Annotated in this window: 11 protein-coding genes; 5 read left to right on the top strand and 6 right to left on the bottom strand. The window is 73.3% G+C overall.

What is annotated here, in order from left to right:
* Window positions 1–235: 235 nt before the first annotated feature.
* Window positions 236–1,441 carry a coiled-coil domain-containing protein gene (locus FXF68_RS21875; RefSeq protein ID WP_148762030.1) on the bottom strand — a complete coding sequence of 402 codons (1,206 nt, stop codon included), beginning with the start codon at window positions 1,439–1,441 and terminating at the stop codon, window positions 236–238.
* A 221-nt stretch (window positions 1,442–1,662) separates the two neighbouring features.
* Between FXF68_RS21875 and FXF68_RS21870 the strand changes: the two genes are divergently transcribed.
* A complete protein-coding gene (locus tag FXF68_RS21870) occupies window positions 1,663–2,166 on the top strand; it encodes a helix-turn-helix transcriptional regulator (RefSeq protein WP_148762028.1) in 504 nt (167 codons plus the stop codon).
* 156 nt (window positions 2,167–2,322) lie between these two features.
* Here FXF68_RS21870 and FXF68_RS21865 read toward each other — a convergent pair whose 3' ends face one another.
* Both FXF68_RS21865 and FXF68_RS21860 read right to left on the bottom strand, forming a co-directional pair.
* A complete protein-coding gene (locus FXF68_RS21865; protein WP_246178853.1) occupies window positions 2,323–2,973 on the bottom strand; it encodes a class I SAM-dependent methyltransferase in 651 nt (216 codons plus the stop codon).
* Window positions 2,974–2,994: 21 nt separating this feature from the next.
* A complete protein-coding gene (locus FXF68_RS21860) occupies window positions 2,995–4,125 on the bottom strand; it encodes a glutamate--cysteine ligase (protein WP_281292225.1) in 1,131 nt (376 codons plus the stop codon).
* A gap of 116 nt (window positions 4,126–4,241) precedes the next feature.
* On the opposite strand from FXF68_RS21860, the gene FXF68_RS21855 reads away from it, so the two are divergent.
* Window positions 4,242–5,297 (top strand): NAD(P)H-dependent amine dehydrogenase family protein, encoded by a 1,056-nt coding sequence (locus tag FXF68_RS21855; RefSeq protein WP_148762024.1) that lies wholly within the window; start codon window positions 4,242–4,244, stop codon window positions 5,295–5,297.
* On the opposite strand, the gene FXF68_RS21850 is transcribed toward FXF68_RS21855, so the two are convergent.
* Together FXF68_RS21850 and FXF68_RS21845 are read right to left on the bottom strand one after the other, a co-directional pair.
* Window positions 5,260–6,054, bottom strand: coding sequence for an alpha/beta hydrolase (locus FXF68_RS21850; RefSeq protein WP_148762022.1), 795 nt, complete (start codon window positions 6,052–6,054; stop codon window positions 5,260–5,262). The genes FXF68_RS21855 and FXF68_RS21850 overlap by 38 nt on opposite strands.
* Before the next feature lie 30 nt (window positions 6,055–6,084).
* Window positions 6,085–7,701, bottom strand: coding sequence for a PucR family transcriptional regulator (locus FXF68_RS21845; protein ID WP_148762021.1), 1,617 nt, complete (start codon window positions 7,699–7,701; stop codon window positions 6,085–6,087).
* A gap of 146 nt (window positions 7,702–7,847) precedes the next feature.
* Here FXF68_RS21845 and FXF68_RS21840 point away from each other — a divergent pair, with 146 nt between their 5' ends.
* The 3 genes from FXF68_RS21840 (at window position 7,848) to FXF68_RS21825 (ending at window position 13,202) form a co-directional block, all read left to right on the top strand.
* Window positions 7,848–9,155 (top strand): aspartate aminotransferase family protein, encoded by a 1,308-nt coding sequence (locus FXF68_RS21840; RefSeq protein ID WP_148762019.1) that lies wholly within the window; start codon window positions 7,848–7,850, stop codon window positions 9,153–9,155.
* Window positions 9,156–9,208: 53 nt separating this feature from the next.
* The gene (locus FXF68_RS21835; RefSeq protein WP_148762017.1) at window positions 9,209–10,714 is read left to right on the top strand and encodes a CoA-acylating methylmalonate-semialdehyde dehydrogenase; all 1,506 of its coding nucleotides are present in this window, start codon (window positions 9,209–9,211) and stop codon (window positions 10,712–10,714) included.
* 1,273 nt (window positions 10,715–11,987) lie between these two features.
* Window positions 11,988–13,202, top strand: a complete 1,215-nt coding sequence (locus FXF68_RS21825) for an ABC transporter substrate-binding protein (RefSeq protein ID WP_148762013.1) — start codon at window positions 11,988–11,990, stop codon at window positions 13,200–13,202.
* 65 nt (window positions 13,203–13,267) lie between these two features.
* Here the strand turns inward: FXF68_RS21825 and FXF68_RS21820 are convergent, their stop codons facing one another.
* Window positions 13,268–13,651, bottom strand: a complete 384-nt coding sequence (locus FXF68_RS21820; RefSeq protein ID WP_148762011.1) for a hypothetical protein — start codon at window positions 13,649–13,651, stop codon at window positions 13,268–13,270.
* Window positions 13,652–13,995 lie beyond the last annotated feature (344 nt).

Raw genomic sequence — 13,995 nt, 5'->3', positions numbered from 1 at the left:
GGGGGCGCGGCGGCCGCCGGGGCGGCGGCGGGAGCGGCGGCGGGAGGGGCGGCCGGGGGATTGCCGCAGACGTCGCAGTAGCCGTCCACGATCGTGCCGGTGCAGCCGGGCTGCGCGCACGCCCCCGGCGGCGGCGACGCCGGTCGGGGCGGCGGGCTGGGTGCGGCTGCCACGCCGCATAGGACGCAATATCCGCCTTCGACGGTTCCGCCGCAGCCCGGCTCGGCGCACTGGCTCATCGTTCCGCTCCCTTCGCCCGCGCGTTGATGGCCTGCTGGTACCCCGACAGCGTCACGGTCGCCTTGCGGAGATCGCAGGGGGAGGTCCACAACAGCTCGCGGGCCTGCTCGTATATCCGGGCGAGTTCGGCGTCCTCGGCGTGGCCGAGGCGCGCCGCCTTCACCCGGTAGGACTCCAGCCGGCCGCGCAGCTCCTCGCGCCGGTCCAGCAGTCCGCGGATCACGCCGGTCGTCTCGCGGGCGCGCTCCAACGCGTCCCGCGCGGCGCGCTCCAGGTCGGCGACCCGGACGGCGAGGTCGTTCCAGCCGCCGCCCCGGGCGGGACGGCTCACCGCGGCGAGCCGGTCCGCCAGCGCGGCGGACAGCTCGGGCGGGTCGGGCAGCACCGGGGACGCGATCTTGGCGAGCACCTCGTCGCGGGCGCGGCGGGCGTCGGCCTCCGTCCCGCGCAGTTCAGCGAGGACGGCGGCGATTCCGCGGAGCCGGCCGGCGAACCCGTCGCGCAGCCGCTCCGCCTCGGCGAGGCCGCGGCGCACCTCGGCGAGCCCGGCGCGGACCGCGTCCAGCCGGGCGGTGTCGGCGCGGCCGTCGCGGGCCAGCGCCATCGGGTCGTGCCGGACGACCGCGGCGACCGAGTCGAGGTCGGCGCGCAGCCGGTCGAGCTCGGGCTCGGCGCCGCCGAGGGACTCCAGCAGCTCGTCCGCCGCCCGCCGCTCGGCCTCCACCTCGGCGAGCTGCGACAGCAGCGCCGACCAGACCGCGTCGAGCGCCGCGACCGACCGCGCGACCTCCTCGTACATCGGCGTCATCCGCTCGACCGCCGACCGCAGCGTCAACCTCTCCCCGGACGGGACGGACAGCAGCGTCCGCCGCTCCAGCGGCACCTCCTCGGCGGGCAGCTCGACCGAGGGGCCCGCCAGCATCCAGGTGAGCTCGGCGAGCTGCGCCTGGCTCGGCTTGGCATGGCGGGCGCGCAGGTCCTCGGCGTCGCGGAGCACCTGGCCGTACACGTCGAACAGGCTCCACAGGGACGTCATCCCGGCGCGCACCTCCGACTGCACGCGCCGCGTCGCGCCCTCCAGCACCGCGCCCTCCAGCAGCTGGTACCCGTGGTGGGCCTCCAGTTCGAGCAGCGCGCCGCTGATGCGCTCCCGCTCGTCGCGGAGGCGCGCCAGCGTCCGGTCCGCCTCGTCTCGGCTCATCGGGGGCCGACCCAGCCGCGCGTCACTCAACGCCGGTCCACGGTCGGCCCATGTGCGCCCCCGATTCCCCCAAATAGAGCACGTTTCGGTGCCCAAGTTTTCACCATGCGCGGTCGGCTTCTCAAGCCGAGGGCCGATCATCGTCGCGGCGGCGCCGAACGGCTCGATTCCGGGGCGTCCGGGGGCTTCGGAATGTCAGTGCTCGAACGTATGATCGAACCATGGCGAACGTTGCGACGCACCCCCAGACCGCGACCACCGCGCCGACCGCGTCGGCCCCGCTCACCGCGGCGGAGATCGCCGCCCTCGCGCTGTCGCTCGCGCACCTCGGCGCCGGCCCGCAGGCCGTCACCGCGCGCCGGGCCCTGCACACCCTCCTCGACGCCGCCCCGCACGACGACGTGGTCACCACCACGCTCGCCACCCTCACCACGCCCCTCGACACCGCCACCTCCGACCGCGCCCGGGTGATCGCCGCCGCGATCACCGAGCACCGCGTCGTCCGGCTCTGCTACGGCGACGCCGGCGCCAACGTCACGATCCGCGAGGTCGAACCGGTCACCTGCCTCGTCCACCGCGACCACTGGTACCTCGTCGGCTGGTGCCGCATGCGCCGCGGCATCCGCGCCTTCCGCTTCGACCGGATCCTCGCCGTCGAATCCACCGGCCTCCTGGCCCGGCCCCGCAGGGCGGAGCGGTATCTGCCGTTCCAGAGAAGGGGCTGAATTCACCCAGGGGGGCGACCCCCTGGAACCCCCGTTGCGCACGGCGGGCCGTTTCCCGAGATCGCGTTCGCTCCTCGGGAAACGGCCCGCCGTGCGGGCGGGTCGTGCGGCCGGAGGCGCTGGGGCGCCTCCGGCCGCACGACCCGTGACTCCGGCTCAGGTCCCGTTCGGGTGGGGGTTGTAGAGGCTGTTTACGGCTGGTTGGCCTGTGTAGTTGGGGCCTGCTTGGTCGTCGGCGCCCAGGTACGTGTAGGGGAGGGTGATCCTCTTTTGGCCTCGGCGGGAGATCAGGCGGCGTCTTGGGTCGTAGGTGAAGCCCGCCTGGCGTAGGGCGGTCGTCAGGCGGCGTCCGGCCGGGGTGCCGTCGGGGTGGCGGATGCTCTGCGGGTCGAAGTTCGCTATCAGGAGGCCGTTCTCGGTCAGCCAACTTGCCGCGTTGGTCAGGACGGCCAGCTTGTCGCCCACGTAGTGCAGGCCGTGTACGCAGGTGATCAGGTCGAAGGCGGTGTCCGGGGTCCAGGCGGTCACCGAGGCGGTGATCAGGCGTAGGGCGGACGGGCGTGGGGCGGGGACGAAGTGGTCCACCAGGTCTACGCCCACGATCTCAGCGCCGACGGGTAGGGCGAGGGCCGCTTCGGTCAGGGCGCGGGCGGAGCCGCAGCAGAGGTCCAGCCAGCGGCCGGAGCCGGTCTCCGCGAGGGGCGCGATGCCCAGTTCGCGTGAGTAGGCGGAAAGGGTTCGCTCGCGGTTCATCTCGCAGTTGGCCACCACCGGCGAGCGTTCCAGAGTGGGGTCGTCCAGGGGCACGTTGGGATTCTGCCAGGAGGGTCAGGCGGTCACTGTGTGGTCGGCGGCGGTGGCCACTACGGCGGTGATGTCGCCGGTGCGGGCGTAGGCGGCTCGTTGGATGCGGGCGCCGTTGCCGCGGTCCAGGACGTCCTGGAGGAGGGCGCTCACGGGTTCGAGGTCGCCTGCGCGGTCCAGGGCGGGGGCCGTGTGGTCCAGGAGGGCGGCCACGACCTCGCGGGCGGGCGCGGCGCGGCGGGTCGTCGGATGGACGAGGTCGTCGCGCAGGCCGGAGCGTCCGGCGCGCCACATCGCGAGGCGCATCAGGTCGGCGCGGACCGGGTCCGGCGGCTCGCCGTTCCGCCAGGCCGTCGCCGCCGTGTCGACCAGGGCGCGGACGAGCGCCGCCATCAGCACGGCGTCGTCGGCGTCCAGGCACACGTCCGGGACGCGGATCTCCACCGTCGGGTAGCGCCGGGACAGCCGCGCGTCGAAGTAGATCATGCCCTCGTCGAGGATCGCGCCGGTGGCGAGCAGGCCCTCGACCGTCGCCCGGTACGCGCGGGCGGAGCCGAACAGCTCGGTCGGGCCGCTGGACGGCCAGCGCCCCCAGACCTGGTGCCGCCAGCTGTCGTAGCCGGTGTCCGCGCCCTGCCAGAACGGCGAGTTGGCGCTGAGCGCGAGCAGCGGCGGCAGCCACGGGCGGATCCGGTCCAGGACGGCGACGCCCTCCTCCGGCGACTCGACGCCCACGTGGACGTGGCAGCCGCAGGTGAGCTTCTCGTCCATCGCGGGGCCGTAGGCGTCCGCCATCCGCGCGTAGCGCTGCGACGGGGTGAGCGACGGCCGGACGGCGACCGGGGACGTCGCGAGCGCCGCGACCGCGACCCCGACGCCCGCCGCCGACTGCGCCGCGGCCATCCGCGCCGACCGGACGTGCTCCGACAGCTCGGCCAGCGACGAGCAGACGGGGGTGGCCGTCTCCAACTGCTCGCGCTGCAGCTCCGTCTCCAGCGCCTTCGACCGCCGTCCCCCGGTGAGGAAGAGCTCGTCGTGCCGCCGGGCGTACCGGATCACGGACCCGGACACCGACTGCGGGACGCCGGTATCAGGATCGACGAGGAGGAGCTCCTCCTCCACCCCGATTGTCCGGCAATGCGTGTGATGTGCCACCAGATGGTTGTGCCCTGCGGTGCACGGGTCTACGTCCCCGAAGAGGGTCCTCATGTGGCGAACGCCCTGCTTACAATGCGCGCGCCCGAACTAACGCTTGGTTGAAATTTGGTGATATGTCGTACCTCGTGGGCCACTGGGCCGCCGGACGTCTCGGCAGGCGGGCGCTGCGCGCCATCATCGAGCACCCGGACCTCGAACTCGCGGGCGTCGTCGTCGACGGCCCGCGCGAGGCCGGGCTGGACGCCGCCGTCCTGGCCGGGACCGGCCGTCCCACGGGCGTGCTCGCCACCGAGGACCCGGCCACCCTGCTCGCCCGCCGCCCGCACGCGGTCTGCCACACGGCGGCCGCCGACGCGCGGCGTCCCGGACGGGTGGCCGACGACCTCTGCCGCCTCCTGGAGTCGGGCGCGAGCGTGGTGTCGGCGGCGCTGCCCCCGCTGGCGCATCCGCCGTCCGCCGACCGGGCGCTCGTCCGGCGGCTACGGGCGGCGTGCGCGACGGGTGGGTCGGCCTTCCTCACGACTGTGCCCGGTCCGGTGGTCGACATGCTTCCGCTGCTGCTCAGCGGGGCCTCCCGGCGGGTCGAGGCCGTCACGATCACAGAGATCGCCTGCCATGGCCGAGGGGAAGACCCGGCCCTGCGCGAACTCGGCTTCGGCGGGCCGATCGGGCATCGGCCGCCCGCACTGCGGCCGGGCCTCCCGGGGCTGACGTGGGGGCCGGTCGTCCGGCTGATCGCCGATCAGCTCGCCGTCCCGCTGGACGGTCTCGCCGAGGACCACGAGCTCTGCCCGGCCCCGGAGGCGTTCGACGGCGCCGCCGGGCGGATCGAGAAGGGCACGGTCGCGGGCGTCCGGTTCCGGGTGGCGGGGCTGTGCCGCGGACGTCCCGTGATCACCGTCGAGCACGTCGCCCGGCTGCGCGAGGACATCGCCCCGCACTGGCCCGCGCCGCCGTTCGGCGAGCCCGGCGGCCATCGGGTCGAGATCGCGGGCGAGCCGCCCTGGCGGCTGGACCTCGCAGGCCCAGCCGTCCCGGACCCGCTCGTCACCGCGTCGCGCCTGGTCAACGCCGTCCCGGCGGTCGCGGACGCGGCGCCGGGCCTGCACACGCCGCTGACCCTGCCCGCGGTCACCGGGCGTCGACTGGTCCGTCCAGCCAGGACCTGAGCAGCGCCCCGGTCTGGGCGAGGCGGTCGACGTACAGCATGTGCCCCGACTCGATCTCGCTGATCGTGAGGCCGGGACCGAGCGTGGCGCGGCAGTCCACGACGAACTCCGGGCGCACCAGGTCGGCCTGCGTCGCGATCACCAGGTGGGTGGGGACGTCCACCGGCGGCGGCACGTGCGGCCGGGCCATCTCCGAGTACGCGCCCACGATCGCGGCGGGCTCGAAGCGCCAGCGCAGCCTCCCGTCCGGGAGGGGTTCGAGGTGGGCCTCGACCTCCTCGTCCAGGAGGGCGGGGGACGCCTTCGGCCAGCGGGCCGCGCGGAACGCCCGCGCCTCGGCGGCGTCCGCGAACGACACCGGGACGAGGTACCCGCGCGCCTCCCGCCCCGCGAACTCCGGATCGAGCCCGATCGCCGGGTCGAGCAGGACGAGCCGCCGCACCCGTTCAGGGGCCGTCCGCGCCAGGTGCAGCGCGATCATGCCGCCGAAGGAGTGGCCGACGACGTCCGCGCGCTCGACGCCCTCCACGTCCAGCATGGCGAGGACGTCCGCGACGTGCCGGTCGACGGTCCACGGCGGCTCGTACGGGGACCGGCCGTGGCCGCGCAGGTCGGGCGCGATGACGCGGCGGTCCGCGAGATGGCCCTCGGCCGTCCGCCGCCACCGCGCGCCGTGTCCCGTGACCCCGTGCAGCAGGACGACCGGCGCTCCCGCCGAATCCCCATACCGATGCACAAACAATGCCGCGTCCGTCATGGAGTGAAGCGTAACGACCTGCCCTCCGCCTCAGGAGCGTTCCCAACGCACCGAGCTGAGCGCCAGGAGGGCGACGTGGAACGAGACGCACGACTCCACGTCGTCGAGGTCGGCGTCGAGGACGCGCTCGATGCGCCGCAGCCGCTCGTAGAACGCCGGGCGGGACAGGTGCGCCTGTTGCGCGGCGACCGCCTTGTTGCGCCCCGATTCGAGGTAGAGCTCCAGGATGCGGGTCAGGTCGCTGCCGCGCTGGGCGTCGTACTCCAGCAGCGGGCCGAGCTCGCGCTCGACGAACGTCTGCACGCGGGCGTCGTCGCGCAGCAGGTGCAGCAGGCCGCGCAGCCGCAGGTCGGGCAGCCGGTAGAAGAGCCGCCCGCCGGACCCGCGGGCGGCGACGTCGGCGACCTGCTCGGCCTCCAGGAACGAGCGGCGCACGTCGCGGATCGTCTCCACGACCGAGCCCGCCGCCATGACCGTCTCGCCGGACTGCTCGCGGATCCGCGTCGCGACCGCGCCGAGGGCCGTCTCCACGTCCGCGCGGGCGGGCAGCGAGGCGAGGACCCCGACGCGGGCGTGCGGGCCGCCCTCGTCCAGGACGCCGACGAGGGCGGCGAGCCGGGCGTCCTTGCAGGCGGCGGCGGCGGTCTCGGCGAGCGCGGCCAGCTCCCCGATCGGCGGCGCGGGCGTCCCCGGGCCGCGGTGCCGCAGCACCACGCCGAGCAGCCTGCGGCCGGACAGCGGGACGCCGAGCGCGCGGGCCCGCGCGGCGGCCTCCTGCGGGTCGGAGTAGGCGTGCGCGAGGATGCGGGCGATGATCGTGCCGTGCGCCTGCCGCTCGACGCTCTCGGCGTGCCGGTCGAGCAGCCGGCCGAGCGCGAGGGTGGTCGCGGCCCGCTCGATCAGCACGGTCTCGCGGGCGGACGGCGGCGCGCCGAGGTCGATGATCAGGCGGCCCCAGTCCTCGCCGCGCGCGCCGACCATGGTCACGAGCCAGCCGGACGTCGCGTCGAACCCGGTGCGGCGGCCCGGCCGGACGGCCCGCGACCGCGTCTCCCACGCCGACAGCAGCTCCGACGGGTCGGCTCCGGCGGCGTCGGCGGCGAGCACCTGGTGGGCGAGGTTCTCCAGCACGACGGGACGCCCGCCGAGCGTGGCGACCTGCCGGACGACCTCGTCCGTGGACGCGCCCTCCACCGAGAGCTGGGTGAAGATCTCGTGCAGCCGCTCGGACGCGCGCAGCTCGGCGAACTGGTCCTGGACGATCCGCGCGTGCACCGACTCGGTGATGTCGACGAACGCGGGCTCGTGCGCGAGGACGACCACCGGGAGCCGGTGGTCCTCGGCGGCGGAGATCAGCGCGGGCGGCAGGACGCTCGCGTACCGCCGCCCCAGCTCGATCATCAGGCCGCTGACCCCGACCTCGGCCAGCTCGGTGATGTAGGCGCGCAGGCGGTCGGGCTCGTCCGGCAGGGCGATTCCCGTCGTGAGGACCAGCTCGCCGCCGTGCAGCAGGTGGGCGATGTCGGTGACCTCGGCGACGTGCACCCAGCGGACGCGGTTGCCGGTCCGGTCGCCGCCCGCGACGACGTGCGGCTGGCCGCGGCGTACCGCGTCGAGCTGGAGGACGTCGTTGAGGGTGGGCAGCATCACCTGGGATGATATCCGGACAAGGTGTCAAAGACGCTGATCGGGCGGTTACCCCCTGTCGAGTGCCAGCAGAGCGTTAACGGGACGCCCGGGGTCCTGACACTCTGCGGGTTTCCGCGGAGTCCGGGAAGAACAAGACTTGAGACATGTCGGAACACGCGAATCTGCTCCGGCGCCACCGGGCGGTCATGCCGTCCTGGATGGCGCTCAACTACCAGGACCCCATCGAGATCGTCGGCGGCAAGGGCAACCGCGTGACCGACGCCGAGGGGAAGGGCTACCTCGACTTCTTCACCGGCATCCTGACCAACATGCTCGGGTATGACGTGCCCGAGGTGCGGGAGGCGGTGGAGCGGCAGCTCGCCACCGGCGTCGTCCACACGTCGACGGCGTACCTGCTGCGCGGGCAGGTCGAGCTGGCCGAGAAGATCGCCCGCCTGTCGGGCATCCCGGACGCGAAGGTGTTCTTCACCAACTCCGGGACCGAGGCCAACGAGACGGCCCTGCTGCTCGCCGCGTACGCGCGGCGCAGCGACCAGGTCCTCGCGATGCGGCAGAGCTACCACGGCCGGTCGTTCGGCGCGGTAGGCGTCACGGGCAACCGGGCGTGGACGAACCTGTCCTACTCGCCGCTGAACGCGCACTTCCTGCACGGCGCCGACCGGCACCTCCCGCAGTTCGCCGGGATGAGCGACGAGCAGTACGTCGACGCCTGCGTGCAGGACCTGCGGCACGTGCTCGCCACCGCGACCGGCGGGGACGTCGCCGCGCTGATCGCCGAGCCGATCCAGGGCGTCGGCGGGTTCACGATGGCCCCGGACGGGCTGTTCGCCGCGTACAAGAGCGTCCTCGACGAGTTCGGGATCCTGTTCATCTCGGACGAGGTCCAGACCGGCTGGGGACGGACGGGCCAGGGCTTCTGGGGCATCGACAACCACGGCGTGACGCCGGACATGATGACCTTCGCCAAGGGCCTCGGGAACGGCTTCGCGGTCGGCGGCGTCGTCGCCCGCGGCGACCTGATGGACGGCCTGCACGCGATCGGGCTCTCCACGTTCGGCGGCAACCCGGTCTCGATGGCCGCGGCGAACGCGACGCTCGACTACGTCCTCGACCACGACCTCCAGGCGAACGCCGCGAAACAGGGTGCGACGATCATCGGCGGGCTGGCGTCGGCGGCCGGGCGGTTCCCGGTGGTCAAGGACGTCCGGGGCAAGGGCCTGATGTTCGCGGTCGAGCTGGCCGACCCGGCCACCGGCGAGCCGAGCCCGCCGCTCGCCGCCGCGCTGATGGAGGCCGCCCGCGAGCGGGGCCTGCTGGTCGGCAAGGGCGGCCTGTACGGCAACGTGGTACGGATGGCGCCGCCGATGACCTTGACCGACGCCGAGGCCGCCGAGGGCCTCGGCATCCTGATCGCCTCGCTTGAGGCGGTCAACGAGCAAGCCACTTCATAAGGAAGCGGACTGGGGGTGTGGGGGACGGCCCCCCACAAGGAGGAAGCGGAAGCATGAGTGAGAGCAAGCACGTCACCCACTGGATCGGCGGGAAGCCGTGGGACGGGGAGGCGGCGCGGCGGGGCGACCTCTACGAGCCCGCCTCCGGCCGCGTCGCCGGGACGGTCGACTTCGCCGCCCGGGAGGACGTGGACGCGGCCGTCGCCGCCGCGAAGGCCGCGTTCCCCGGCTGGCGGGACACCTCGCTGTCCAAGCGCGCGCGGATCCTGTTCCGGTTCCGCGAGCTGGTGGAGGCGCACCGGGACGAGCTGGCGCGGCTGATCTCGTCCGAGCACGGCAAGGTCGTCTCGGACGCGGCGGGCGAGGTGGCGCGCGGCCTTGAGGTCGTCGAGTTCGCCTGCGGCATCCCGCACCTGCTCAAGGGCGGGTTCTCCGAGAACGTGTCGACCCGGGTGGACGCCTACTCGATCCTCCAGCCGGTCGGGGTCGCGGCCGGGATCACGCCGTTCAACTTCCCGGCGATGGTGCCGATGTGGATGTTCCCGGTGGCGATCGCCTGCGGGAACACGTTCGTCCTGAAGCCGTCGGAGAAGGACCCGTCGGCGTCGGTGCGGCTCGCCGAGCTGTGGGCCGAGGCGGGGCTGCCGGACGGCGTGTTCAACGTCGTCCACGGCGACAAGGCGGCGGTGGACGGCCTGCTCCGCCACCCGGACGTCAAGGCGGTCAGCTTCGTCGGCTCCACCCCGATCGCCCGCTACATCTACGAGACGGCGGCGGCGAACGGCAAGCGGGTGCAGGCGCTCGGCGGTGCGAAGAACCACATGCTCGTGCTGCCGGACGCCGACCTCGACCTCGCCGCGGACGCCGCCGTGTCCGCCGGGTTCGGCTCGGCGGGGGAGCGGTGCATGGCGATCTCCGTCGTCGTCGCCGTCGACCCGGTCGGGGACGAGCTGACGGCCAAGATCCGCGAGCGGGTCGCCAAGCTCAAGGTCGGCCCCGGCGACAACGCCGAGGCGGAGATGGGCCCGCTCGTGACGCGGGCGCACCGCGACAAGGTCGCGTCCTACCTGGAGAGCGGCGTCGCGCAGGGCGCCGAGCTCGCGATCGACGGGCGCGACCCGGACGTGCTCGGCGGCGCGGGCGACGGCTTCTGGCTCGGCCCGAGCGTCCTCGACCACGTCACGCCGGAGATGGACGCCTACAAGGACGAGATCTTCGGCCCGGTGCTGTCGGTCGTGCGGTCCGGCTCGTACGCGGAGGCCATGGAGCTGATCTCGGCCAACCCGTACGGCAACGGCACCGCGATCTTCACCAACGACGGCGGGGCGGCGCGCCGCTTCCAGAGCGAGGTGGAGGTCGGGATGGTGGGTATCAACGTGCCGATCCCGGTCCCGATGGCTTACTACTCCTTCGGCGGCTGGAAGGACTCACTCTTCGGTGACAGCCACGCGCACGGGATGGAGGGCGTCCACTTCTACACGCGGACGAAGGCCGTCACGGCGCGTTGGCTCGACCCGAGCCACGGGGGAGTGAACCTCGGCTTCCCGACCAGCGGCTGAGTCGGATCGCGCCCGGAGTGATCGCGCATGTGCGGCCGGTCGGCATGACCGGCCGTACATGCGTCTGCCTAGATAACGGTTAAACATCACCACAAGCGACAAAGCACACCAAAGTGCGCTAGACGGGGTCGCGCGGCGTGAATACCGACCGCCGCACGGTGAGAACGCGCAGGTCGCCCCGCATGGGACTTTCCCACCTCCGGCGGCTTTCGTCGTAGATTTTCGTCCGCCGCGGGCGGGCGAATAATGCCAACAACCATTGACGGGCTCTGTGCCGGGCGACACAATCTGACTGTCTCCATTAATTGGGACCAAATTAAATGTCAGGGTCCGCCGTCAGAAACGCCGACTCCGGAGCCGCGGGGCCGGTGGGCGGGACGTGCAGGAGAGCCGCGCTATGACCGGAGTCGACCACCAGGCAGAGGTGGACGCGCTCGGAAGGCGATTTCCGGGCTGGACCATTTGGTTCGGCCCGTTCACCGGAAGCTGGTGGGCGCTCCCTCCTAAGGACCGTGACGTCGGCGACTTCCTCGAAGCCGACACGCCGCAGCGGCTCATCGCACGGATCGAGGTGGTCACAGACTCGGCATCGAGACGACCCGCGGTTCGGCACGGCCGTCCGCGGCCGTCCCGCGACCCCCGCGACTCCCGGCCCGACGTGCGACGTCCCTCTAACCTCCGCCGTCTTGAGGGCGTCACACCGTCGCCGTTCGGCCGGGTGCCGGCGATCGCGTGGCCAGGCAGCACTGCAAGGTGATCCGCTGTTCCCCAACCTCGCCACGTCCGCCGGTGCCGCCGCGGCCCCGGGAAGGGCGGCAGCCCGCGCCATATCCCTCTCCAGCAACCTCCGTTATGGCGCGGACGCCAGCACCCGCCGTTCCCCCGGGGCCGTGGCGGTCTTTTCTCCGCCCGCCCCGCCGAAACGCCCCGCTGAAACGGCCTGCCGAAACGGCCTGCTGAAACGCCCGGCCGAAACGGCCGTCCGGGAAACCGTCCCGGAATCGCGGGCATAATCGGTGGCCGAAAGGAAAGGGCGACCTTACCTCCGCGATATTAAACGACCTGAGACCAAGTCGTGACCTTTGGCGGGCAATGGCCGTTTTCCCGCGCGGCGGCGCCCGAATCCCCGATGACCGGCCATAAACGCGCCCGCAGTCGCGAGGGCTGAGGCGAATGGTGGTCCGGCCGGACACCGGGTCCCGCGCGCGGGGTGCGCGCCGCTCCGCCGTCCCGGAGACGCTACGCTGCCGCTTGGCGCCGAGCGGGGAGCGAGATGCGGTTCAAGGCCACGACACGGGTCAAGGCGGGGGCGGCCGTCGCGGTCGCCGCCGCGGTGGCCCTCGCGCTCGCCGCCGCGGGCCTCGGCGGGGGCGGCGGGGACGACGAGCCGGTCGGCGTCGCCAAGGTCGCGAGCACCCTCGGGCCCGGCGAGGGCATGCTGAACCTCCTCGCGCTGCCCGGCTCGATCGAGAGCGGCGGCACCGACCCGCGCGTCGACTGGGTCACCCCGTTCCAGGAGCGCACCGGCTGCAAGGTCGGGCTGAAGGTCGTCAAGACACCCGAGCATATGGCCGACCTCATGCGCGACGACGACCGCCGGTACGACGGCGTCGCCGCGCCGCCCGAGGTCGCCGGGCGCCTCGTCGCCGAGAACCGGGTCGCCCCCGTCAACACCGACCTCGTCGACGGCTACAAGAAGCTGGAGCCGAAGCTGCGCGGCCTGCTGCGGCGGAACGGCAAGACCTACGGCGTCCCGTACGCGTGGAGCGCCAACCTGCTGATGTACGACACGCGGGCCGTCCCGCCGCCGAGCGGCTGGTCCGCGCTGTTCGACCCCGCCCAGGCCCGCCGCTACTCCGGCAAGATCGTCATGCGCGACAGCCCGCTCGCCATCGCCGAGGCCGCGCTCTACCTCAGGGCCCGCGACCGCAAGCTCAAGATCCGCGACCCGTACTCGCTGACGCCCGCGCAGCTCGCCGCGGCGGGCCGCGTCCTGACCAGGCAGCGCCCGCACGTCGAGGAGTACTGGGCGCGGCCCGCCGACGCCGTCAGCGCGTTCGCGGGCGGCCGGGCCGTGCTGGGGCAGGCGGGGCCGTACCAGGTGGACGTCCTGAACCGCGCGTCGCGTCCCATCCAGGGGGTGCTGCCGTCCGAGGGCGTCACCGGCTGGATGGACGCCTGGATGATCGGCGCCCGCGTCCAGCACCCGAACTGCATGTACCAGTGGCTCCAGTGGACGGCGTCGCCCGACGTCCAGCAGCAGGTGGCCGAGTGGACCGGCGTGGCGCCCGCCAACCCGCAGGCGTGCTCGGGCGACCGGCTCAAGCCCGGCTTCTGCGCCGCCTACCACGTCGGCGACCGCGACTACCTGGAGAAGATCGTCTTCGCGCACGCGCCCACCAAGGCGTGCGACGCCAAGGCCAAGAAGAACGACTGCACCGACTACGCCGAGTGGACGAAGACGTGGATCGAGTCCACGAAGCTCTAGCGCGCTGACGCGCGCGTCGGAGAGGGTCTCTCCCGGCGCGCCCGGCCGCCCCCAGCCGGGCGCGCCTATCGGGTGGTCCCGGACTTCCCCCCGAACGCCCGGGTCACCCTTCTCCCTGGAGAGACCTCCACGGCGGCGGCGTCGTCCCAGACGGTGTCCCGCACAGCGGTGTCCGTCCGGGCGGCGGGCGCCGCCGCCCTCGCCGGCGGCCGCTCTCCGGCGGGCCGTCCGACGGTCGTGACCGATTCCCTCGGCCGCCGCGCGCGGCGGGGCGCCGGCGGGGCGGGCGCGCACTCGTCGCACGCGAACACGGCGGTCGAGTCAGGCAGGCGGCCGACGCGGACGCGCGGCCTGGGCCATTTCCCGCGGCAGACGACGCACGCTTCCCCGAGGCGCTGGGCCATGCTCAGCCCGCGCGGGTCCATCGTCGGCTCGTCCGTCTGCCCCATGTCCCCATCCCCCTGGCGGGAGTCGACGTCACGTGACTTCCTTTATAGGGCGGTGCGGGTGTTGTCATTGTTACCGTACGTGAAAAGGGTGGCAAAGGCTTACGTGTCGGGCGGCCGTCCGCGATCGTCCGCGCTACGCGCCCGCGCGCGCGGCCTCCGCGGCCGAGGATCCCGTTGACCAGGGCGTACGCGGACCATGGCGATACGCTCAGCGGTCGGATCTTTTGCCGTTCCTTTGACTGATATTGCGTACAAAGGAGGCATGTCGGTCCGGAATGGGGGGACACGCGTCCGGCCGCGCGGGCCCGGTTCCGCGGTCGATTCCGCGCCCGGTTCGGCGCGGG

Origin of the sequence: Actinomadura decatromicini, assembly GCF_008121305.1 — a bacterium.
Taxonomy (GTDB): domain Bacteria; phylum Actinomycetota; class Actinomycetes; order Streptosporangiales; family Streptosporangiaceae; genus Spirillospora; species Spirillospora syzygii.
Note: the sequence above shows the minus strand (reverse complement) of the source record. Positions and strands in the feature narration are given on the sequence as shown.